Origin of the sequence: Coprococcus sp. LG101-27, assembly GCF_027695515.1 — a bacterium.
In the GTDB taxonomy this organism is placed as follows: Bacteria; Bacillota; Clostridia; order Lachnospirales; family Lachnospiraceae; genus Allocoprococcus; species Allocoprococcus comes.
Genome location: NZ_JAQEUJ010000026.1, coordinates 1 through 21,866, shown reverse-complemented (window position 1 = coordinate 21,866; position 21,866 = coordinate 1). Strand labels below are relative to the sequence as shown.

General features: G+C 44.7%; 20 protein-coding genes. 3 read left to right on the top strand and 17 right to left on the bottom strand.

Annotation, left to right across the window (positions count from 1 at the left end; translation table 11 throughout):
- Positions 1-57 precede the first annotated feature (57 nt).
- From PG766_RS14175 to PG766_RS14155, 5 genes are all read right to left on the bottom strand, one after another.
- Positions 58-861 (bottom strand): histidinol-phosphatase HisJ family protein, encoded by an 804-nt coding sequence (locus PG766_RS14175; protein WP_118199528.1) that lies wholly within the window; start codon positions 859-861, stop codon positions 58-60.
- Positions 862-971: 110 nt separating this feature from the next.
- Positions 972-2,051, bottom strand: a complete 1,080-nt coding sequence (gene mnmA / locus PG766_RS14170; protein WP_117556678.1) for a tRNA 2-thiouridine(34) synthase MnmA — start codon at positions 2,049-2,051, stop codon at positions 972-974.
- Between the two features lie 23 nt (positions 2,052-2,074).
- Positions 2,075-2,518, bottom strand: a complete 444-nt coding sequence (gene nifU / locus PG766_RS14165) for a Fe-S cluster assembly scaffold protein NifU (protein WP_008372281.1) — start codon at positions 2,516-2,518, stop codon at positions 2,075-2,077.
- A gap of 35 nt (positions 2,519-2,553) precedes the next feature.
- Complete coding sequence (nifS, locus tag PG766_RS14160; RefSeq protein ID WP_022220116.1) at positions 2,554-3,738, bottom strand: cysteine desulfurase NifS; 1,185 nt, start codon at positions 3,736-3,738, stop codon at positions 2,554-2,556.
- Positions 3,731-4,174, bottom strand: a complete 444-nt coding sequence (locus tag PG766_RS14155) for an RrF2 family transcriptional regulator (RefSeq protein WP_055260503.1) — start codon at positions 4,172-4,174, stop codon at positions 3,731-3,733. The genes nifS and PG766_RS14155 overlap by 8 nt, the downstream gene beginning before the upstream one ends.
- Positions 4,175-4,310: 136 nt before the next feature.
- On the opposite strand from PG766_RS14155, the gene PG766_RS14150 reads away from it, so the two are divergent.
- A complete protein-coding gene (locus PG766_RS14150; protein WP_118199529.1) occupies positions 4,311-5,618 on the top strand; it encodes an oligosaccharide flippase family protein in 1,308 nt (435 codons plus the stop codon).
- Between the two features lie 97 nt (positions 5,619-5,715).
- Here the strand turns inward: PG766_RS14150 and PG766_RS14145 are convergent, their stop codons facing one another.
- From PG766_RS14145 to PG766_RS14090, 12 genes are all read right to left on the bottom strand, one after another.
- Entirely contained in the window at positions 5,716-6,258 is a 543-nt protein-coding gene (locus PG766_RS14145; protein ID WP_243002775.1) for a stage II sporulation protein M, read from the bottom strand.
- A gap of 65 nt (positions 6,259-6,323) precedes the next feature.
- On the bottom strand, positions 6,324-6,863 hold the full coding sequence (locus PG766_RS14140; RefSeq protein WP_008372292.1) for an NUDIX hydrolase: 540 nt from the start codon (positions 6,861-6,863) through the stop codon (positions 6,324-6,326).
- Positions 6,864-7,043: 180 nt separating this feature from the next.
- On the bottom strand, positions 7,044-8,594 hold the full coding sequence (rny, locus tag PG766_RS14135; protein WP_008372294.1) for a ribonuclease Y: 1,551 nt from the start codon (positions 8,592-8,594) through the stop codon (positions 7,044-7,046).
- Between the two features lie 72 nt (positions 8,595-8,666).
- A complete protein-coding gene (locus tag PG766_RS14130) occupies positions 8,667-9,278 on the bottom strand; it encodes a regulatory protein RecX (protein WP_118199537.1) in 612 nt (203 codons plus the stop codon).
- Positions 9,279-9,286: 8 nt separating this feature from the next.
- Positions 9,287-10,357 carry a recombinase RecA gene (gene recA / locus PG766_RS14125; protein WP_044999002.1) on the bottom strand — a complete coding sequence of 357 codons (1,071 nt, stop codon included), beginning with the start codon at positions 10,355-10,357 and terminating at the stop codon, positions 9,287-9,289.
- A gap of 393 nt (positions 10,358-10,750) precedes the next feature.
- Entirely contained in the window at positions 10,751-11,554 is an 804-nt protein-coding gene (locus tag PG766_RS14120) for an MBL fold metallo-hydrolase (protein ID WP_117823905.1), read from the bottom strand.
- Between the two features lie 6 nt (positions 11,555-11,560).
- Complete coding sequence (locus PG766_RS14115) at positions 11,561-12,232, bottom strand: acyltransferase (RefSeq protein ID WP_008372303.1); 672 nt, start codon at positions 12,230-12,232, stop codon at positions 11,561-11,563.
- Positions 12,229-14,280: a DNA topoisomerase gene (locus tag PG766_RS14110; protein WP_118199530.1), complete on the bottom strand. Its 2,052-nt coding sequence runs from the start codon at positions 14,278-14,280 to the stop codon at positions 12,229-12,231. The genes PG766_RS14115 and PG766_RS14110 overlap by 4 nt, the downstream gene beginning before the upstream one ends.
- 115 nt (positions 14,281-14,395) lie before the next feature.
- On the bottom strand, positions 14,396-16,501 hold the full coding sequence (gene ppk1, locus PG766_RS14105) for a polyphosphate kinase 1 (protein WP_118199531.1): 2,106 nt from the start codon (positions 16,499-16,501) through the stop codon (positions 14,396-14,398).
- Positions 16,502-16,600: 99 nt separating this feature from the next.
- A complete protein-coding gene (gene asd / locus PG766_RS14100) occupies positions 16,601-17,686 on the bottom strand; it encodes an aspartate-semialdehyde dehydrogenase (protein ID WP_008372310.1) in 1,086 nt (361 codons plus the stop codon).
- Between the two features lie 183 nt (positions 17,687-17,869).
- Positions 17,870-19,249, bottom strand: a complete 1,380-nt coding sequence (gene argH / locus PG766_RS14095) for an argininosuccinate lyase (protein ID WP_118199532.1) — start codon at positions 19,247-19,249, stop codon at positions 17,870-17,872.
- 76 nt (positions 19,250-19,325) lie between these two features.
- Entirely contained in the window at positions 19,326-19,988 is a 663-nt protein-coding gene (locus tag PG766_RS14090; protein ID WP_022220122.1) for an epoxyqueuosine reductase QueH, read from the bottom strand.
- A 188-nt stretch (positions 19,989-20,176) separates the two neighbouring features.
- Between PG766_RS14090 and PG766_RS14085 the strand changes: the two genes are divergently transcribed.
- Positions 20,177-20,944 (top strand): ABC transporter ATP-binding protein, encoded by a 768-nt coding sequence (locus PG766_RS14085; RefSeq protein WP_055156588.1) that lies wholly within the window; start codon positions 20,177-20,179, stop codon positions 20,942-20,944.
- A complete protein-coding gene (locus tag PG766_RS14080; protein ID WP_118199533.1) occupies positions 20,937-21,743 on the top strand; it encodes an ABC transporter permease in 807 nt (268 codons plus the stop codon). The genes PG766_RS14085 and PG766_RS14080 overlap by 8 nt, the downstream gene beginning before the upstream one ends.
- Positions 21,744-21,866 lie beyond the last annotated feature (123 nt).

The following is a 21,866-nucleotide window of genomic DNA, read 5'->3' as shown; positions in this document are numbered from 1 at the left end:
ATTTATCAACTGTAATTTATTGTACTAAATTCAGAACAAAAATTCAATCCCCTTTTTTCACTTTATTTTTCTGAAAACCGGGGCCCTTTTTATGAATTCTGCATAATATTTAAAACCACATGCTTCGAGAATATTGTCAACTATGTTAAAATCATACCCTACATGCTCTGGTTTATGTGCATCTGCGCCGACGGTGATGATCTCTCCACCAAGCTCTTTGTATCTTTTTAACACATCCGGATGCGGGTGTGCAAAAGGAAGGCCATACTTCAGTCCTGCCGTATTGACTTCCAGCCCTTTTCCGTGTTCAATAAGATACCGCAGGATTTCATCTATTTCATCCGCAAATCTGCCGTAAGAATATTCCTGTTCCCGATGTTTTCCATAACGTACCACATAATCCAGATGTCCGAGCACATCAAAATCCGCTACAGCCCTGATATCGGCTATTGTCTCCCGAAGTGCCATCCGGTAGGCCTCTTCATCCGAAATCCCCTCAAAGAACTCAGGATAATAAGGATCCTTCCCACCAACCACATGCATGGATCCGATCACAAAATCATACGGATATGCCGCGGTAAATGCTTTTGCTTTCTTCGCAAGGTGTGGCTGAAGTCCAAACTCCACACCGATCCGGATATCCAGCTTCTCTTTATACTTTTCCTTCAGTGCTCCAAGCTCTTTAAAATAGGTTTCCGGATTAAACACAAATTCAATATCATCACAAAAATAATCAATATCTTCATGATCCGTAAAACAGATTGCTTCCAGTCCTTTATCGATTGCTGCAAGAACCATATCTTCCGGTTTTGCCTCTGAATCTCCGGAAAAATAAGTGTGCATATGGCAGTCCGCTCTCATATTTTGCCCTCCTTGTCATTCTTCATGTGTAAATCCACCCGGCTTTCCCGCAAATCATTTGTTGGATTGCAGTACGGTCCCAATATACCAAAAAGCAGAACAATTCTGAGCTATCCCAGAATTGTTCCGCCTCCAAGTACATAATCTCCATCATACAGTACCAGTGCCTGCCCCGGTGTAACCGCTCTCTGCGGTGTCTCAAAGATGCACTCTATCTCATCTTCTCCCGTTTTGCGGACTGTGCACCAGTCCCCTTTATGGTTGTATCTGATTTTGGCAAATACGCGCATCTCACCTTCCAGATCTTCTACTGTCATAAAGTTCAGCTTATTTGCACGGACCCGCGTCGTCATCAGATCTTCATTCGTCCCTATCACAACTTCATTCGTATCCGGACGGATCTCAAGCACGAATGCCTGATACCCAAGAGAAAGTCCAAGTCCTTTTCTCTGTCCGATCGTATAGTGGATGATTCCTTTATGCCGTCCCAGGATCTTTCCGTCCGGTGTTACAAAATTACCTTCCGGGATTTTCTGGTTACTTTCTTCTTCAATAAAAGATGCATAATCGTCATCGGATACAAAACAGATATCCTGACTGTCCGGTTTGTTCGCAATCTGCAATCCGATCTCTTTTGCGATCTCGCGGATCTGGTCTTTTTCGTATTCACCGACAGGCATCAGCGTTCTTCTCAGCTGATCCTGGGTAAGATTATAAAGCGCATAGGTCTGGTCTTTTGACCAGGTTGCCGAATGCCGGATCGCATAGCGTCCGTTCGGCAACTGTTCTACTCTCGCATAGTGACCTGTTGCAATATAGTCTGCTCCGATCTCCATGCTCCGTGTAAGAAGAGATTCCCATTTTACATAACGGTTACACGCAATGCACGGATTTGGTGTCCGGCCATGCAAATATTCATCCACAAAATAATCGATTACCTTCTCCTGAAAATCCTTCTTGAAATTCATCACATAATACGGAATGCCGATCTGTGCCGCAACTTTTCTGGCATCATCTACCGCGCTGAGTCCACAGCATCCGCCGTTTTCTTCCTGTATTTTCGATTCTTCGTCCTGCCAGATCTGCATCGTCACACCGATCACATCATATCCCTGTTCTTTTAGAAGATATGCCGCTACCGATGAGTCGACACCACCTGACATTCCGACTACCACTTTCTTTTTTGCCATTCTTTTTTCTCCTGCAGAAAATTCTAATACTCTTCCTCTTCTGCTTCTTCACCTTCACTGATATCGTTCTTCGGCTTCTGGAGTCCTTCGATCTTGATCCCGTGCTTCTCTGCATAATCCCACAGTGCTGCATGGATTGCCTCCTCTGCCAGTAAAGAACAGTGTACTTTAACAGGCGGCAGTCCGTCAAGTGCTTCCATAACGGCTTTGTTTGTTACCTGCATTGCTTCTGAAATATGTTTTCCCTTTACAAGTTCTGTCGCCATACTGCTTGTTGCAACAGCCGCGCCACACCCGAATGTCTTAAATTTTACATCATTAATAATTCCGTTATCATCAATATCAAGGTAGATTCTCATGATATCACCACATTTGGCGTTACCAACAGTACCCACTCCGCTTGCGTTCTCGATTTCTCCCATATTACGTGGATGCTGAAAATGATCCATTACTTTCTCTGTATACATTGTAAATTCCTCCTAAAGCTGTATTTTCTATCGAATTATTTATTCTGTTTTTTTGCAAAATCTTCATAAAGCGGTGACATTCCGCGTAAATCGCTTACGATTGTCTTAAGCTGATCTACTACATAATCAATGTCTTCTTTTGTGATCTCTTCATTCAGAGTCAGGCGCAGAGATCCATGCGCAATCTCGTGCGGCAGTCCGATTGCAAGAAGTACATGGGAGGGATCAAGAGATCCGGATGTACATGCAGATCCACTGGATCCACAAATTCCTGCCATATCAAGACGGATCAGCATAGATTCGCCCTCAATGAAACGGAAGCAGAAGTTTGCGTTATTTGGCAGACGGTCTGTCGGATGTCCGTTCAGCTTGGTGTACGGGATTTCTTCCATCACACGTTTGATCAGATAATCTCTCATCTCGCGCTCTTTTGCTGTACGTTCTTCCATCGTAGCGATAGCACGTTTTGTTGCTGTACCGATTCCAACAATACCCGGAACATTTTCTGTACCTGCACGACGTTTTCTTTCCTGTGCCCCACCATGAACGAAGGAACGGATCTTCACGCCTTTTCTGATATAGAGGAATCCGATTCCTTTTGGTCCGTTCAGCTTGTGTCCGCTGGCACTTAACATATCAATATGACATTCATCTACATTGATCGGGACCTGTCCGAAAGCCTGTACGGCGTCTGTGTGGAACAGGATACCATGTTTGTGGGCGATCTCACCGATCTCTTTGATCGGTTCAATTGTACCGATCTCGTTGTTTGCATACATTACAGAGATCAGGATGGTATCCGGGCGGATTGCTGCTTCCACATCTGCCGGATTTACTTTTCCGTATTCATCCACATCAAGATAAGTCACTTCAAACCCACGCTCTTCCAAATAAGCTGCTGTATGCAGGATTGCATGATGTTCGATCTTGGTTGTGATAATATGTTTTCCTTTATTCTGATAAGCCTCAGCGGTTGCTTTGAGTGCCCAGTTGTCAGACTCTGATCCGCCGGCTGTAAAATAAATTTCGTTGCTCTTTGCACCGAGTGCGTTTGCGATTCTTTCTCTCTGTTCTGCCACAACATCTTTGTTATGGGATGCGAAGCTGTAGATCGCAGAAGGATTGCCATACTGCTCTGTAAAATATGGCAGCATTGCTTCCAGAACTTCTGGTGCAGTTTTTGTTGTTGCTGCGTTATCCAAATAAATTAATTTACTCATCTTTTTGTCCTTCTTTCTTTATTTCTTTATTCATTTCCACAAGGGTATTTATCATAATACTGTCTACCGTCTGTGCCATGCTTTCATTGACTTTCTTCCAGACATATTTCGTGATACAGCTGCCCTGGATCTCGCAGCTGTCTTCCGAATGAAGTGCTGCACAAGTCGCAGGTTCCAGGTCACCTTCAAGTGCTCTGAGTACATCACCAACAGAAACTTCCGCCGCATCCTTTGCCAGCCGATATCCTCCTCCCGCTCCACGGATACTCTTGACAAGACCTGCCTTTTTCAGCTTCGCCATGAGCTGTTCCAGATATCGTTCCGATATCTCCTGCCTGGCTGATATACTGCTGATGGAAACCGGTTCTTCTGCGCCATAACACGCAAGATCGATAAAGGCGCGCAAACCATAACGACCCTTCGTTGAGATCTTCAATCCATCACCTTCTCTTTATTTTTATATCCCACTGTTTTACTAGGATTTCTTGCAAATTGAGAATATCACCTCTGTTATGTTCTGTCAAGGCTCTTTCTTGCATATATTTTAAAACAAAAATGCCTTTGGAGCTGCTATGTCACAAAAACATTTTCTCCTGAAAGGAACTTTTATCCTTACTGTAGTCGGCATTCTCACCCGTGTAATGGGATTTTTTTACCGTATTTTTCTCAGCAGATCTTTCCCTGCAGAAGAAATCGGTCTGTATCAGCTGATTTTCCCTGTCTACACACTTGCTTATGCTGCAACTTCAGCAGGGATCGAGACGGCTCTGGCGCGCCTGGTTGCCGCCTCTTCTGCAAAAAAGCAGTCTGCAAAAGCTTATTCTTACCTGAAAGCAGCACTGCTTTGTTCTCTTTTTCTTTCCATCTGCTGTCTTTTTCTGTTGCAGAAAAATGCTGTTTTCCTCACCACAGTCATACTTGGTGATCCCCGATGCGCCTCTCTCATCTTCCTGATAGCATATGCACTTCCATTTGCAGCTCTGCACAGTTGCAGCTGTGGTTACTTTCTGGGGCTCAAGCAGATCCGGCTTCCTGCCCTCTCCCAATTATTTGAACAGCTGGTCCGGATCTTTTTTGTTATCTTCCTCTATACAGCCGATGCTCATACCGCTTTTACACCATCTGTCGCAATTGCTGTCCTCGGAATTGTCGGTGGTGAAATTGCAGCCGCTTTTCTTTGCATCCATAAGCTCAGAATTGCCGGGCAACCTTTATCCCCACACCGGGAGCCGGCTCTTTCTGCTGTTCCTCCCCTGCTTTTTTCTGCCCTTCCACTGACCGCAAGCAGAGTCCTTCTGAATCTTTTTCAGAGTCTGGAAGCAATTTCTATTCCTCTTGCCCTGCAAAAGTATGGAATGAGTATCTCCGCTTCTCTTAGCACCTACGGAATTCTGACCGGAATTGCCCTTCCCTGCATTTTATTTCCATCTGCCCTCACCAATTCCATCTCCACAATGCTTCTCCCCGAAGTTGCCAGTATGCCGGATTCTCAGAAAAAGCATGCTCTTCCGCAGCTTTTACGGAAAGTTATTTTTTTCTGCCTGTTTCTTGGTTTTGCCTGCCTGCTATTTTTCTTTACCGCATCCGGCTTTATCAGCAGACGGATCTTTCATACACCAGAAGCCGGAAATTATATCTTAACACTAGCATTTATCTGTCCTTTTCTCTATAGTAACACCGCATTGATCAGTGTGTTAAATGGTCTGGATCTTGCCGGAAAAACTTTTCTGATCAATCTGTTCACCCTGGCAGTACGAATCTGTGGTGTTCTGTTTCTGATTCCGCAGTTCGGGATTCTTGGCTATCTGTGGGCACTGCTTGCAAGCCAGCTTCTTACATTTGGCTGCTGCATGTTTCTCCTGATAAAACAAGGGCGATAAAAAACGGCAGAAAGTCCTCTTTACCGAATTGTTCAGTAAGAGGACTTTCTGTCATTTTCTATCACCTAACGCTAAAATGTGGCTGAACACATTCCTGTTATGTAAGAACCTTCACAAACCAGCGGACAATCCCAGGGTTTAAATATACCTCAGACAAAATTCCCGCCACGATCATCATAACAGTAAATCCTGTTTTTGTTCCATTCCATTCACTTTGCGGATAACGATAATAATACCGGATCAATAGAAGATATGCCGGTACATAAAAAATATATTGCGGGAAAATACCGGCAATACACAACAGCATTCCGCAAAGGCCCATCCTTAAAACTGCCGCCACAGACAGTATCCCTGCTGCAAAGCCTGTCCAAAGGAGAATTCCGGCTGCTGTCAGTCTGCGAAACCCCAGATTTGCCACACAGACCGCTAACGCCAGAGGCATCACTCTCCATCTGAGCAGGTACCACAGGTAATCTTCATTTATGATTTTCACCTGTGTATACTGATTTAGAAAATATTCATGGAAAATCCCAGTCATCGTAACATAATTTTTCGCAATAAAATTAGCATATAAGATACCCATTCCAAAACCGATCAGATATAGCATGGGCAGCTGATATTTCTTCCGATAAAATTCCACATTCCGGCCTCCAATAATTTCACATAGTTCATTATATGACCGGAGTTGTCAATTATGCGTTCACTTTATCTGTTATACTTTGCATCATAGGCAAGGATAGCAGCTACAGTCTTGGAATCTTCAATCTTTCCTTCAAAGATCATCTGCTTCAATTCTTCAACCGTATGTGCCTCTACATTCACAAATTCATTCTCATCCAGATGCTGATGGGTACGGATCAGGTTTCGTGCCACATAAACTTCGATTTTTTCGTTGCAAAGTGCTACAGTTGTTCGAAGCGTGATCAGCCATTCCAGATCATCACTGTGATATCCGGTCTCTTCTTCCAATTCTCTTGCCGAACAGTCTCGCCCCGGTTCATCCGCTTGGTCCAGCCCTCCTGCCGGAAGCTCCAGTGTAAAGCGATCCAGTGCATTCCGGTACTGTCTTACCATCAGGAGTCTGCCGTCATCCATCACAGGGATCACAGCAGCAGCCCCTTTGTGGTGGATATAGTCCCACACCTCATGATTTCCATTGGAAAACTCCATATAATCTTTGTATACATCAACAATTGTTCCCTGATATACTCTTTCTCTTTTTACACGTTTGATTTCTTTTTTCATCCGTTTTCCACTTCCTTTTCACACAACTACGAGAAACACGCTCCGCGAGTTTCTCAAGTTATCGCGGCAGTCGCCAAGGTCTCGTGCAAGCGCGGACTTTGGCTCGTTGCTCGCGTAAATTAAATACAGCCATCCAAAAGACCGAATCTTTTGGACGGCTGTCGTTTTCTGATTATCGTGTTATTTAGCATAATCTGTAACACGGGATTCCCGGATTACATTTACTTTAATCTGACCTGGATATTCCAATTCATATTCAATCTGTTTTGAAATATCTCTTGCCAGCAATACCATATCATCATCAGATACTTGTTCTGGAACTACCATTACGCGAATCTCTCTACCCGCCTGAATAGCAAATGACTTCTCAACCCCTTTAAACTGGTTGGTAATATCTTCTAACTGTTTTAATCTGTTTGTGTATGTCTCCAAGGTTTCTCTTCTTGCACCTGGTCTTGCAGCCGAAATCGCATCTGCTGCCTGAACAACGCCTGCAATCAGAGACTGTGGTTCTACATCACCATGATGTGCTTCTACCGCGTTGATAATAAGCGGCGACTCTTTGTATTTTCTACAAAGGTCTACACCAATCTGAACATGTGAACCTTCTACATCGTGATCGATCGATTTACCGATGTCATGTAAAAGACCTGCACGCTTTGCGATACGGACATCCAGCCCGATCTCGCCCGCAAGCAATCCGGATAGCTGAGCAACCTCGATTGAATGCTTCAGTGCATTCTGACCGTAGCTCGTTCTGAACTTCATACGTCCAAGAAGACGAATCAGTTCTGGATGGATGCCGTGTACACCAACTTCAAGTGCTGCTGCCTCTCCTTCTTCGCGCATCATAGTCTCTACTTCTTTCTGCGCTTTTTCAACCATCTCTTCGATTCTTGCAGGATGGATTCGTCCATCTACGATCAAACGCTCCAGTGCAATTCTTGCCACTTCTCTTCGGATTGGATCAAATCCGGAAAGAACAACTGCCTCCGGAGTATCATCAATAATAAGCTCTACTCCTGTCAGTGTCTCAAGAGTACGGATATTCCGTCCCTCTCGTCCGATAATTCTACCCTTCATCTCGTCACTTGGAAGCTGAACTACCGAGATCGTAGTTTCAGCCACATGATCTGCCGCACATCTCTGGATTGCGGTGACAACATACTCTTTCGCCTTCTTGTCAGCCTCTTCCTTTGCACGTGTTTCAAGCTCTTTCACCATCTTGGCAGTGTCATGTTTCACATCTTCTTCAACAGTTTTTAATAGATAATCCTTTGCCTGTTCGGAGGTAAGTCCTGAGATTCTTTCTAGTTCCTGTACTCTTTTCTGGCTGAGTTCTTCAACTTCAGCCTCCCGCTGCTTCATCGCTGTCTCTTTTGCAGTAAATGCAGTCTCTCTCTGCTCAATTGCCGCAGATCTCTTATCCAGAGATTCTTCTTTTGAAAGTACACGCTTTTCATAACGCTGAAGTTCAGCTCTGCGTTCCTTAGTCTCTTTTTCAAGTTCATTCTTTGTCTTGATGGACTCTTCCTTTACTTCCAAAAGTGCTTCCTTCTTCTTTGTCTCTGCTGTCTTCAAAGCATCATCAATAATTTCTCTTGCTTTTACATCAGCGTTCCCAATCTTAGAATTTGCATCGTTCTTCAACTTGGAAACAGTAACAAAATAAGTAACCGGCATTACTACTATAAGCGTAACAACTACAGCAATAATTATAGGTATCAGCACAGGAGCACCTCCTTATTTAGTTTTCATTGTACAAATACAACACTTAAATTCTATACTGTTTTCACAAATATGTCAAGCATTCCAATCGCAAACTTGTATTACTTGACGGATATCTTCGTAACGAAATCCTTTTCGCACCAAATATCCATATATTTTCTGCTTTTCTTTCGGATCTGTACAGGCAAAGTCCCAGTGTTTTTTGCGAAGAAGCTCCCGGATTGCTTCCTGATCGGAATGCTCTTCATACATCTCTTCCATGATCTCTTCTACCCGGTTCATATCCACGCCCTTCTGTCTCAGAAGGGCATAAATCTCCCGTCTGCTCTTTTTATCTTTCCTGCTGTCTATAAAGTTCCGAATGTAGGCGTCATCATTGATATATCCAAATGATTTCACATAGGCAATCGCCGCTTCGGTGATCTCCGATGGATAGCCGCCCAGCTTTAATTTATCTCTGAGCTGGGATTCAGTTCTTGCCATGTCATTCAGCAGGTGCATCGCACGAAGCTTTGCCCGCTTCAAAAGGACTTCTTTGATCTTTGCATAAGTATCCTCTGTCAATTCACACTCTTCTTTCAGGTGAAAACGGGACAGTTCGCCTTTGTAAACCACAAAGGCGAACTGCTCATCAACAGATACCCGATACTTTGTCTTTGTAACTGGCTCGATTCGGGTAATTCTCATCATATGTTTTATTCTTCCTCATCCATCACTTCTTCAGCATCTGCCGGAGCAGCCTGTGCCGGTTCTTCTGCTTCCTGCCCTTCTGCACCGATTCCGTAATGCGCACGGACTTTTTCTTCAATCTCTTCCATAATCTCCGGATGTGCTGTCAGATAAGACTTTGCATTCTCACGTCCCTGACCGATCTTTTCTCCGTTGTATGCATACCATGCACCACTCTTATTGACCAGATCAATCTTCGTCGCAAGATCCAGGATATCTCCTTCTCTGGAAATTCCTTTTCCGAACATGATATCAAATTCTGCTTCCTTGAACGGAGGTGCAATTTTATTCTTCACGATCTTCACGCGGACATGGTTACCAACCATCTCTCCGCCCTGCTTCAGAGTCTCAGTTCTGCGGACATCCATACGGACAGATGAATAGAACTTCAGTGCCCGTCCACCCGTTGTTGTCTCCGGATTACCAAACATAACGCCAACCTTCTCACGCAGCTGGTTGATAAAGATTACAACACAGTTTGATTTACTGATAACCGGTGTCAGCTTTCTGAGTGCCTGTGACATCAGTCTTGCCTGCAGACCTACATGTGTATCACCCATATCACCCTCAATCTCCTGCTTCGGAACAAGTGCTGCAACAGAATCGACTACGATAATGTCAATCGCACCGGAACGTACCATTGTCTCAGTGATCTCCAATGCCTGATCTCCGCTGTCTGGCTGTGAAATGTAAAGTTCATCAATATCTACACCGATATTCTTCGCATATACCGGATCCAGTGCATGCTCTGCATCGATAAATCCCGCAATGCCGCCTCTTTTCTGTACTTCTGCGATCATATGTAATGCAACTGTCGTCTTACCACTTGATTCAGGTCCATAAATTTCAATAATACGTCCTTTCGGAACGCCGCCAACACCAAGTGCCAGATCCAGACTCAGAGAACCGGTCGGAACCGTCTCAACATGCACCTGTGCCGCCGGATCACCCAGCTTCATAACTGCTCCCTTACCAAAATCTTTCTCAAGCTTTGCAATTGCTGCGTCTAATGCTTTCTTTTTATTCTCATCATTCATTGTGTTATTCGCCATCATTAATCTCCTTATCCCAGATTCTTCGCCCACGCTCGCCATCGAACGAATGTTTGTTCTGGTTTTATATTAGTACATATGTTCTGGTTTGTCAACTACATTTTTAAATCAGATCCACACGTCTCACCTTCCCCGGAGAAGAAACCGAACCCCTCCCGAAAACCTTTCTCGCCCAGATCCCCAAAGCTTCTGACTCCCCCATCATACCACATCTCCCCCTTCCCCCACAACCAGAACACTTCTTCTCGGAAGCTATTGCTGACATAATTTTCGCATTCGGAGGCTCATCGGAATGCCCTGCACAACTAAATCTGTCCGGTTTATTTTATTAAAAGCGCGTCCGTCTTCTATTTTCCCGCAGACCGCCCGTCCTACAATCTAAAGCTCAAACACCTCAAGATCATCCGGCACAAACAACTTCCCGTGATAGTACTCCCGTCCTTCCTGCGTATAAAGCTCTTTCCTCTCCTTAAGATGCATCTCTTCCGTATGATACAGGATCAGATGCGGAATCTGAAGCTCCTCGGCAAGCTGACATGCTTCTTTCACAGTACTGTGGTGCTTTTCATAAGGCTTGAACTTATCTGCTTCTCCATACAGGCAGAACGCCTCATGGGTCAGCCAGTCGCTGCCTTTCACAAATTCATAATCTTTCTCATTGTACGGTTCGTCACCGCAGCAGGTAAACTTCACTCCGTTCGGAAGCAGCATCGTAAATCCGAACTGCTTTGCCTTCGTGGAAAAAATATCGAAAAAGGTGACCGGACAGCCAAGGATTTCCTTTGTCTCTCCGTGATGCACCGGCACAAAAAGAATCCGGTCATCAAAATATTTCGTCACCTTTTTCTGGATCGTAAGTTCTGCGATCATGCGGATTGATCTTGCCAGCTCTTCATGGCAGTAGATCCGCAGATTCCCCTCATATTTTCCCTGGCCGATCTTCTTCTGCCCGATCATCCGTATCAGCCAGATCACGCCCAGAAGATGATCGATATGTTCATGGGTAATAAAAATATCGTGAATGTCTTCCAGCTGGATCCCGGTGTCTTTTAACACCTTTAAAATACGGTTTCCGCCGCCGGTATCCACCAGAAAATGCCTGTTTCCATCCGAGAGGGCAAAACATGTATTATAGCATTCCGTTACTGTTGCATTTCCCGTTCCAAGTATTGTAAGCTTCATCCGTCATTACTCCTGTCTCATTTCAACCACTTCACCTGCACATTTGTAAATACTTCCTCCCGGCACAAATCCTCTAACCGAAGAAAGTGGATAAATATTGGTATGCGGTCCTACTACACTTCCCGGGTTCAGAATGGTTCCACATCCAACTTCTACATGGTCACCCAGCATCGCGCCGAACTTTTTCATACCGGTCTCGATATTTCCTTCCGGCGTCTTTACAACCACCAGTTTTTTATCGGATTTCACATTAGATGTGATAGAACCTGCTCCCATATGTGACTTGTATCCAAGGATTGAATCTCCCACATAATTATAATGTGGAACCTGTACTTTATTGAAGAGGACCACATTTTTCAGCTCGGTAGAATTTCCGACAACTGCCCCTTCTCCTACGATCGCATTTCCACGGATAAACGCACAGTGTCTTACCTCTGCGTCCTTTCCGATGATCGCCGGACCGCCGATAAATGCAGTCGGTGCAACCTTTGCAGATCTGGCAACCCACACATTTTCTCCACGTTTTTCATACTCTTCTTCCGGAAGAGACGCACCCAGTTCCAGGATAAAACTGCTGATTTTCGGAAGTACTTCCCACGGGTAGGTCACTCCTTCAAACAAATCCTTTGCGATCGTCTCTTCCAGCGTATACATTTCTTTAACCGTCATTTCTTTCATTCTTTCTTTCCTTTCGATGCTCTGCCTTTGGTTTCTTTTTTATAAAATACTGCTGCTCTGTCATAGCAGCTTCTTAACTGATACTGGTTATTCAGTCCCAGTACCCCGTTGGTTCTGCTGACAATAAAATGATCCAGTTTTGTCATATATTCATCCGATGTAATTTCTCCCTCTGCCACATAGTTAAGCCCCTTTTCCCAGCTTGCCGTCAGCTCCGGATTCAGAAGTGAACGGATAGAATTCAACACCACATCATAGATCATTTCTCCAAGAAGCGTCGGTGTGATCACCTGCGTCTTTTTATTCAGTGCCAGATATTTGATATTGAAGAGCTTTTTCAGGATCTCCGCCCTGGTCGCACTGGTTCCGATCCCGCTTCCTTTGATCTGCGCACGAAGTTCCTCATCCTCGATCAGCTGACCTGCATTTTCCATCGCAAGGATCATGGAACCGGAATTGTATCTCTTCGGCGGTGAAGTTTCTCCCTCTTTGATATCCAGTGATTTCACATCCAGGATATCACCTTTTTTTAACTTCTGGATGGATGCAAAAAATGCGGCATCCAAATCCACATTGTTATCACTTCCATCTCCTTCCGCGTCATTTCCATTTGCATTTTTCTTTGGGGCAGGGACCCCTGCCACCTTCAGATATCCTTCTTCCGCAAGTATACGGAAGTTGGAGAAAAACTGTTCTTTTCCGATCTGTGTTACCAACGCCACTTTCTGATAAACTGCCGGAGGATAAAATATACTCAGAAACCTCCGGACGATCACATCATACACATGATGAGCTATTGCAGATACCGAATTCAATGCGGAAAGTCCCTGTCCTGTCGGGATGATCGCATAATGATCCGTGATCTGCTTGTCATTGACATAACGCGTCTTTGCCAGATTTTTATATGCTCCGTAATGCAGAATATCCTGCATATATGGTGCAGCCATCTGGTATTTACTCAGCCCGTTCAAGTTCTTTGTGATCTCCTTTGATACTGCCGTCGAAAGCACTCTGGCGTCTGTTCTCGGATAGGTGACAAGCTTCTTCTCGTAAAGCTCCTGCACAATGCGGAGCGTTTCATCCGGACTGATCTTGAACCGTTTGGAGCATTCGTTCTGAAGTTCTGCAAGGTTAAACAGAAGTGGCGGATTCTTTTTCTCTTTTTTCTTTTCGATGGATACAATCCGGCAGGTAAGAGGGGATGTTCCCTCTTTCAAAACAGTTATCAGCTTTTTGGCCTCCTCTTTCTCTTTAAATCCATTCTCTTTGTAGAGCTTTGGAGACTCAAAATAAGCCGAACCTTTCACTGCACGCCACTCACCGGTAAAAGTATGTCCGTCTACATTTACCGATTCGATCACACGATAGAACGGCGTTTTAACAAATTCACGGATCTCCCGTTCCCGCCTTACGACCATTCCAAGGACACAGGTCATCACACGTCCGACAGATACAACCGTGTATTTATTCCCAAGATAATTTGAAATGCTGTTTCCATATTTGAGTGTCAGAAGTCTGGAAAAGTTGATTCCCATCAGATAATCTTCCTTCGCACGGAGATAAGCCGAAGCTGACAGATTATCGTATTCTGACAGATCCTTCGCCTCACGGATTCCTCTGAGGATCTCTTCCTCCGTCTGAGAATCGATCCACACACGCCGGCGTTCTTTCCCTTTTACGCCTGCCATCTGTTCCACCAGACGGTAAATGTATTCTCCTTCTCTTCCCGAGTCGGTACAGACATAAATCCGGTCTACGTCCTTCCTGGTCAGTATTCCTTTTACGATCTCAAACTGCTTCTTTACTCCCGGTATCACCTCATAGAGAAATTCCTGCGGAATGAATGGCAGTGTCTGCAAAGACCATCTCTTATACTTTTCATCATATACTTCCGGATAACTCATCGTGACAAGATGACCAACACACCAGGTTACGATCGCCTCATCTGATTCCAGATATCCGTCTTTTCTTTTCAAATTCAAATGCAGTGCCTTGGCAAATTCCTGTGCCACACTCGGCTTTTCTGCAATATATACCGATTTACCCATATAATAATTTTGTACTCCTGTATTTTCACGCTATAGCAACTCTCACAGCGTTTAAAAAGTGAAGCTGATACCAGCTCCACTTTTTTATCATATCATATTCAGAACATAAAACAAATTATTTTCTTCGAAAAATCTTCCGGATTTTATCAACGAAGCTTTGTTTTGTCCGTCCTTCCGGATGTCTGACGGTGATTGCTTCACGCATAAAATATTCCTGGGAATTGACTTTTGAAGTTCCTTTTTCTTTCATGTAGTATTTGCCGTCACTCTTTAATTCCCGCGCTTTTACATTGTCCGCAAGCATGATCTTCAGCATATGTGTCAGCTGTTTCCTGATAGTTTCATCGTAAACCGGACATGCCACTTCCACGCGTTTTTCCGTATTACGCGTCATCATATCTGCGGAACCGATATAGATTTTCTGATCCGCTCCGGTTCCAAAAAGGAAAATACGCGGATGCTCAAGATAACGTCCGACAATACTGGTCACACGGAGATTTTCTGTGTACCCTTTGACTCCCGGAAGAATACAGCAGATCCCACGAACGATCAGATCCACCTTCACCCCTGCATTTGATGCCTCGGAAACCTTCTGGATAAAATCTACATCCGTCACAGAATTCATCTTCATGATGATCCGTCCGTTCGTTCCCTTTTTGATCTCCTCGTCCATCAGCGAAAGCACCTTTGGTTTCAGACTGGTCGGTGAAACAATAATGTGCTGATAGCTTCCATTGAGGTTGCCAATGGACATATTCTTGAAGAAGACAGCTGCATCCTCTCCGATTCCCTTATCCGCTGTGATCAGCGATACATCGGTGTACATGGTTGCCGTCTTTTCATTGTAATTTCCGGTTCCCACCTGCGTAATGTATTCGATATTGTTGCGGTTCCGGTAAGTGATCAGGCAGATCTTGGAATGCACCTTATAACCTTCAAATCCATAAATCACACGGCATCCTGCTTCTTCCAGCCGCTCGGACCAGTCAATATTGTTCTGCTCATCGAATCTGGCTCTCAGCTCGATCAAAACCGTAACCTCTTTGCCGTTCTCGGCCGCTGCACATAAGTACTCTACCAGACGGGCTTTCTTTGCCAGACGATAGATTGTGATCCTGATTGTAAGAACGGTCGGATCATAAGCTGCTTCCTTGATCATACGCAGAAACGGATCCATACTCTCATACGGATAAGAAAGAAGAATATCTTTTTTCTTTACCTGCGGAATCACTTTTCCATCCGTCAGATAGCGGGACGGCTGCGGAGTAAACGGTTCGTCGACCAGAGAACGTTTCAGCGATGCCGGAACCTTATCCATAATCGAGAAAATATAATCCAGCTTCATCGGCATCTTGGTCCGGTAGATCTGTGCCGGTGTGATCTTAAATTTGTCACAGAAATACTTTTCCAGTTCCTTATCCAGCGGCTCCGCTGTCTCCATACGGACCACTGCCATTCTGCGGCGCTTGTGAAGGGTTTCCTGCATCAGCAGGCGGAAATCATCATTGATCTCCAATGCCTCATCGTCCGGCGACACATCTGCATTCCTTGTCACACAGATATAATTCTTGTTCGATACCTCGTATTTGTCGAACACTACATCCAGATATTCCATGATCACCTTTTCCATACGGATATAACGGATGTCATGGCCCGGAAGATATAAGATATCTGACACAAACTGTGGAACCGGTACGATTCCGATCATGGAAGTTCCATTCTGCTTCAGACTCGCGATCACATACAGTTCCTTATTGAGCAGATGTGGAAACGGATGATTGGCATCCACGATCTGTGGAGACAGGATCGGAAGAATCTGGTCTTTGAAGTACTTTTTCACATACTTCTTTTCCTGCTGCTCCAGTTCTTTTATCGATAGTCCACAGACACCGTATGGATTCAGCAGCTTCTTGATCTCTGAGTAGGTCTTGTCCCTCTCTTTATACAATGGTGCTACAGCCGCAAAGATTGCATCCAGCTGCTCTTTCGGATTCATCCCCGAACGGCTGTCGATCGTGCTGTTATCCGTAAGCGACATATCATACAGGCTTCCTACGCGGATCATAAAAAATTCGTCCAGGTTGCTTGTAAAAATGGATACAAACTTCATTCTTTCAAGAAGGGGTACTGAAGAATCTTTTGCTTCCTCCAGTACCCTCTGATTGAACTTCAGCCAGGACAGTTCTCTGTTCTGTGTATAGTTCTGCATTTCTTTTTTCATATTAACCACCTTCAATCTTCCTTTACACTGGTATAATTTCATTCTACCACTGAATCAGAAGAAAGAAAAGTTAACTTCTTTTAAACTTCCCTGCAAAAGCTATTTCTTTGTGATAAATCCTTTTGCTGTCAGAGTCTCAGCACAGAGAACAGCTCCTCCTGCCGCACCGCGGACTGTATTGTGGGAAAGTCCGATAAATTTATAATCGTAAAGGGAATCTTCTCTGAGTCGTCCGATAGAAATTCCCATTCCGTTCTCATAATCTACATCCAGTTTCACCTGCGGACGGTTGTCTTCTGTCATATAGCGGATGAACTGCTTCGGTGCACTCGGAAGCTCTGCTTCCTGCGGGAAGCCTTTGAAACTTTCCAGTTTTTCGATCAGCTGCTCTTTGGTTGGTTTCTTTTCAAAATTGATAAATACGGCAGCGGTATGTCCGTTAAGAACCGGTACACGTACACACTGGCATGTGATCTTCGGAGAATCTGCTTTTACGATCTGTCCATTTTCAACTCTGCCAAGAACACGAAGCGGTTCCTGCTCGCTCTTTTCTTCTTCTCCACCAATGAATGGAATGATATTTTCTACCATTTCCGGCCAGTCTTTAAAGGTCTTTCCTGCACCTGAAATTGCCTGGTAGGTTGTAACAACCAGTTCTTTCGGTCCGAATTCTTTCCATGCTGCAAGGCAAGGCGCATAGCTCTGGATCGAACAGTTTGGTTTTACTGCGATAAATCCTCTTGTAGTTCCAAGACGCTTTTTCTGGTCTTCGATGACTGCAAAATGTTCCGGGTTTACTTCCGGGATTACCATCGGTACATCCGGTGTCCATCTGTGGGCACTGTTATTAGATACAACCGGTGTCTCTGTCTTTGCGTATGCTTCCTCGATCGCACGGATCTCATCTTTTGACATATCAACTGCACTGAATACAAAGTCAACTGTCTTTGCAACTTCTTCTACTTCGTTGACATTATGTACAACGATCTTCTTGACTGCTTCCGGCATCGGAGTGTCCATTTTCCAGCGGTCTCCGACTGCTTCTTCATATGTCTTTCCTGCGGAACGCGGGCTTGCAGCCAGTGTTACTACCTCAAACCACGGATGATTTTCCAGCAGAGAGATAAATCTCTGTCCTACCATTCCTGTTGCACCAAGAATACCTACTCTTAATTTCTGATCCATTTTTATGTCCTCATTTCCTGTTTTGTCTTTTTGATGCGTACATTTGTACGCGTGATTTGTATATCATAGCGCATTTTCCGACATTTTTCAACCCTGACAATTGAAAAACTATGTCTACTTATTAACGCTCATGTTACTGTTCCCAGTACCTGTGACCAGCAATGCTCATTTTCCTTATAACGATTAGCACTCTTCCAGATACGCTTCGTGAAGCGCGATCACCTTTTTCATAGCTTCCGGTCCAGGTGCACCGATCGTATTTCTCTTATTGACACAGGTCTCCATGCTGATCGCATCATAAATATCTTCTTCAAATACCGGAGATATCTCCTTATATTCTTCCAGTGACATATCATCTAACGCAATCTTCTTATCAATGCAATAAAGTACCAGCTTTCCTACAATTCCATGTGCATCACGGAACGGTACCCCGTGATTTACCAGATAGTCAGCTGCATCTGTTGCATTGGTAAATCCGTGTCTGCAGCTTTCCAGCATACGTTCTTTGTTGAACTTCATGGTTGCGAGCATTCCGGTAAATAAAGCCAGGCATCCTTTCACGGTATCGATGGCATCAAATACCAGCTCTTTGTCCTCCTGCATATCTTTATTGTAAGCAAGCGGAATTCCTTTCATTGTAGTCAGGATCGAAGTCAGTGCACCGTATACACGTCCTGTCTTTCCACGAACAAGTTCCGCAATATCCGGATTCTTCTTCTGTGGCATGATACTGCTTCCGGTGCTGTAGCTGTCATCGATATCAACAAACTGGTATTCATTGGAATTCCAGATGATCACTTCTTCTGAGAAGCGGCTTAAATGCATCATAATCGTAGATAGAGCACTCATCAGCTCGATCAGATAATCACGGTCCGATACCGAATCCATACTGTTCAGTGTCGGTCCGTCAAATCCGAGAAGCTCTGCGGTGTATGCTCTGTCCAGATCATAAGTAGTTCCTGCAAGTGCTCCGGATCCAAGCGGACAGGTATTCATTCTTTTGTAAATATCTTTCAGACGCATATGGTCTCTTTTGAACATTTCAAAATAAGCACCCATATGGTGTGCCAGTGTGATCGGCTGCGCTTTCTGCAGATGGGTAAATCCAGGCATGATCGTCTCGGTGCTGTCCTTCATGATCGCAAGAAGTTCGCGGAGCATATCCACAACCAGTCCCTGCAGTGCGGTGATCTCACTTCTTGTATAAAGCTTCATATCCAGTGCAACCTGGTCATTACGGCTTCTTCCGGTATGCAGCTTCTTTCCTGCATCCCCGATCCGGTCGATCAGATTTGCCTCTACAAAACTGTGGATATCTTCGTATTCCTCTGTAATCTCAAGCTTTCCGCTCTCTACATCCCTGCGGATGCTTTCCAGTCCATCCAGAATCTGCTGCTTCTCATCGTCTGTCAGAATCCCCTGCTTTGCAAGCATCATAACATGCGCCTTGCTGCCCTGGATATCCTGCTCATAAAATCGTTTATCAAATGAAATGGACGCATTGAAATTATAAACCAGTTTGTCGGTTTCTTTCGTAAAACGTCCTCCCCATAACTGTGCCATAGCTTTCCCTCTTTTCTTCAACGTAATTCTGTGCTTTAGTGTACCATAGAATGTCGGATTCTGTAAAGTTCCCCTCTTAACTTTTCACAGAACTTTCCTCTTCCTCCCGAAGTTTCTTTTCCCGTTCTCTCTGATTTTTGGAATAAATACAGCCACAATAGTCCTGGCGGTAAAGTCCGTAAATCTTTGACAGCTCGGTTGAACGCTTATATCCATTTCTCTTTTTAAAATCTGAAACCAGATAAGCCACTCCATATTCCCCGGCAAGCCGCTCACCAATCTCATTCAGCTTCTGTGCATTTTTCAGCGGACTGATGGAAAGGGTTGTGGTGAAATAATCATATCTGCCTTCTTTTGCAAATCTCGCAGCTTCCCGGAGTCTGAGCTCATAACACCTGAAGCACCGCTCTCCACCTTCCGGAATCATCTCCAGTCCCTTCGCCATCTCGTAAAATTTTTCACTGTCATAATTTCCCGCCTGAAAATGGATCGTATGCTTCGCCGGAAGCTCCCGGATCAGTTTTTCCTGCTCATGGATCCGCTTTTCAAATTCCGCCTCCGGAAAAATATTCGGATTGTAATAAAAAACCGTAATCTCAAAATATTCCGACAGATATTCCAGCACATAACTGCTGCATGGTGCACAACAGCTGTGAAGGAACAGACGTGGAACCTTCTTTTCCGATACGATCAGTTCTATCTTTTTATCCAGTTCTTTCTGGTAATTCTTTTTCTGCATCTGTTCATCTCTCCTCATATTGCAGATTTGTTTCTTATTATAGTGCAGCTGTTCTCTTCGCACAATATCTTTTCTGCTCTGTTTTTCTTTTTATGCTCCATTCCAGCCAGATGCACACACGCTTTTTTTTATTTCTCATAAACTGTAAGTAAAAGACTTATGATCGTTTCTGTATCTGGAGGATTATCATGCAATATGCACTGGAACTGAAAAACGTTCATTATGCTTACCATACACTGGAAGGAGAAACCTACGCCCTGAAAGACATCACCTTTTCGGTCCGCGAAGGGGAATTTATTGCTCTGGTCGGTCCCTCCGGGTGCGGAAAATCTACACTGCTCCACCTGATTGCGGGTCTTCTCACCCCGGAAAAAGGTCTCATCAAAATAAACGGCAGCTATCATCCGGACAATACTTCCGGCATCGGATATATGCTGCAAAAGGATGAACTTCTTGAGTGGCGTACCATCTATCAGAACGTTCTTCTCGGTCTCGAGATCCAGCATGCACTGACTGCCCGTTCCCGCGCACTGGCAAGAGCCCTTCTTACACAATACGGCCTGAATGCCTTTGCAAATGCAAAACCATCCGAACTTTCCGGAGGAATGCGCCAGAGAGCCGCGCTGATCCGCACGCTGGTCCTGAAGCCGGATATCATGCTTTTGGATGAACCCTTTTCTGCCTTGGATTATCAGACCCGGTTAAATGTCAGTGATGATATCGGGCAGATTATCAAAAAAGAGAAAAAAACAGCGATCCTTGTCACCCATGACCTTGCCGAAGCGGTCAGTCTTGCTGACCGGATCCTTGTTCTCACAAGCCGTCCGGCAACCATTGGGCAGACGGTCAATGTTTCCTTTTCTGATCCGGGACTTTCCCCGCTTGCCCGCCGCAATGCCCCGGAATTTAAGACTTATTTTAATCTGATCTGGAAGGAGCTGAACCCGGATGAATGAACTTTCAAAAAACCAGCTGCATTACCTGAATATGCACCGCAGACATAAACGGATCATTGCTGTTTCCAGAGTCTCCATCCTGCTTGCCTTTCTCTTCCTTTGGGAATTTGCCGCAAATACAGGGCTAATCGACTCTTTCATTTTCAGCAGTCCTTCCCGGATTGCCCTGTGTTTTCTCGAAATGACCGGTGACGGCAGTATTTTCCGTCATATCGGAGTGACGCTTTACGAAACCCTGGTCAGTTTTATCCTGGTAATCTTCTTCAGCCTTTTTGTCACCGTCCTTCTCTGGCTCTTCCGGAAGCTTTCGGAAATCCTGGAGCCTTATCTGGTCGTCCTGAACAGTCTGCCAAAATCTGCGCTTGCTCCGCTTCTCATTGTCTGGCTCGGCGCAAACCGCACAACAATTATCATTGCCGGAATGTCTGTTGCAATCTTCGGGAGCATACTGAATCTTTATTCTGAATTTTCCGAAGTCGACCCGGATAAGATCATGCTGATCTACACCCTCCACGGAAACCGGCTCCACGCCCTCTCCAAAGTCGTGATCCCAAGCTGCATTCCGGCGATCATCAGCACCATGAAGGTCAATATCGGGCTCTGTCTGGTGGGCGTGATCATCGGAGAATTTATCGGCGGCAGGGAAGGACTTGGCTATATGATCATTTACGGCAGTCAGGTCTTCAAGCTCGACTGGCTGCTGATGAGCATCTGCATCCTCTGCGTGATCGCCATGCTACTATACGCACTGATCGGACTGGTTGAAAAATGGTATCTGGGCCGGTGTAAGATTTCCTGATATTTATCAGAAACTTCACAGGGAAAGTCTCTTCTTTCTCCCTCGCTTTTTCAAAAAGGAACCATACTTTTCAGATCATTTCTGGTATGCTCCCCGTCAAGAGGACAATAAAAAATAATAAAT

Bases quoted from the DNA above. Each gene is read 5' to 3' on its own strand.
- PG766_RS14085 (WP_055156588.1), top strand. From the start codon at position 20,177: ATGCAATATGCACTGGAACTGAAAAACGTTCATTATGCTTACCATACA.
- nifS (WP_022220116.1), bottom strand. From the start codon at position 3,738: ATGAGTAAATTAATTTATTTGGATAACGCAGCAACAACAAAAACTGCA.
- asd (WP_008372310.1), bottom strand. From the start codon at position 17,686: ATGGATCAGAAATTAAGAGTAGGTATTCTTGGTGCAACAGGAATGGTA.
- argH (WP_118199532.1), bottom strand. From the start codon at position 19,249: ATGGCACAGTTATGGGGAGGACGTTTTACGAAAGAAACCGACAAACTG.
- recA (WP_044999002.1), bottom strand. From the start codon at position 10,357: ATGAATGATGAGAATAAAAAGAAAGCATTAGACGCAGCAATTGCAAAG.
- PG766_RS14110 (WP_118199530.1), bottom strand. From the start codon at position 14,280: ATGGGTAAATCGGTATATATTGCAGAAAAGCCGAGTGTGGCACAGGAA.
- PG766_RS14150 (WP_118199529.1), top strand. From the start codon at position 4,311: ATGTCACAAAAACATTTTCTCCTGAAAGGAACTTTTATCCTTACTGTA.
- PG766_RS14120 (WP_117823905.1), bottom strand. From the start codon at position 11,554: ATGAAGCTTACAATACTTGGAACGGGAAATGCAACAGTAACGGAATGC.
- PG766_RS14080 (WP_118199533.1), top strand. From the start codon at position 20,937: ATGAATGAACTTTCAAAAAACCAGCTGCATTACCTGAATATGCACCGC.
- nifU (WP_008372281.1), bottom strand. From the start codon at position 2,518: ATGTATACAGAGAAAGTAATGGATCATTTTCAGCATCCACGTAATATG.
- PG766_RS14130 (WP_118199537.1), bottom strand. From the start codon at position 9,278: ATGAGAATTACCCGAATCGAGCCAGTTACAAAGACAAAGTATCGGGTA.
- mnmA (WP_117556678.1), bottom strand. From the start codon at position 2,051: ATGGCAAAAAAGAAAGTGGTAGTCGGAATGTCAGGTGGTGTCGACTCA.
- PG766_RS14115 (WP_008372303.1), bottom strand. From the start codon at position 12,232: ATGAAAGAAATGACGGTTAAAGAAATGTATACGCTGGAAGAGACGATC.
- PG766_RS14090 (WP_022220122.1), bottom strand. From the start codon at position 19,988: ATGCAGAAAAAGAATTACCAGAAAGAACTGGATAAAAAGATAGAACTG.
- ppk1 (WP_118199531.1), bottom strand. From the start codon at position 16,501: ATGAAAAAAGAAATGCAGAACTATACACAGAACAGAGAACTGTCCTGG.
- PG766_RS14175 (WP_118199528.1), bottom strand. From the start codon at position 861: ATGAGAGCGGACTGCCATATGCACACTTATTTTTCCGGAGATTCAGAG.
- PG766_RS14140 (WP_008372292.1), bottom strand. From the start codon at position 6,863: ATGAAAAAAGAAATCAAACGTGTAAAAAGAGAAAGAGTATATCAGGGA.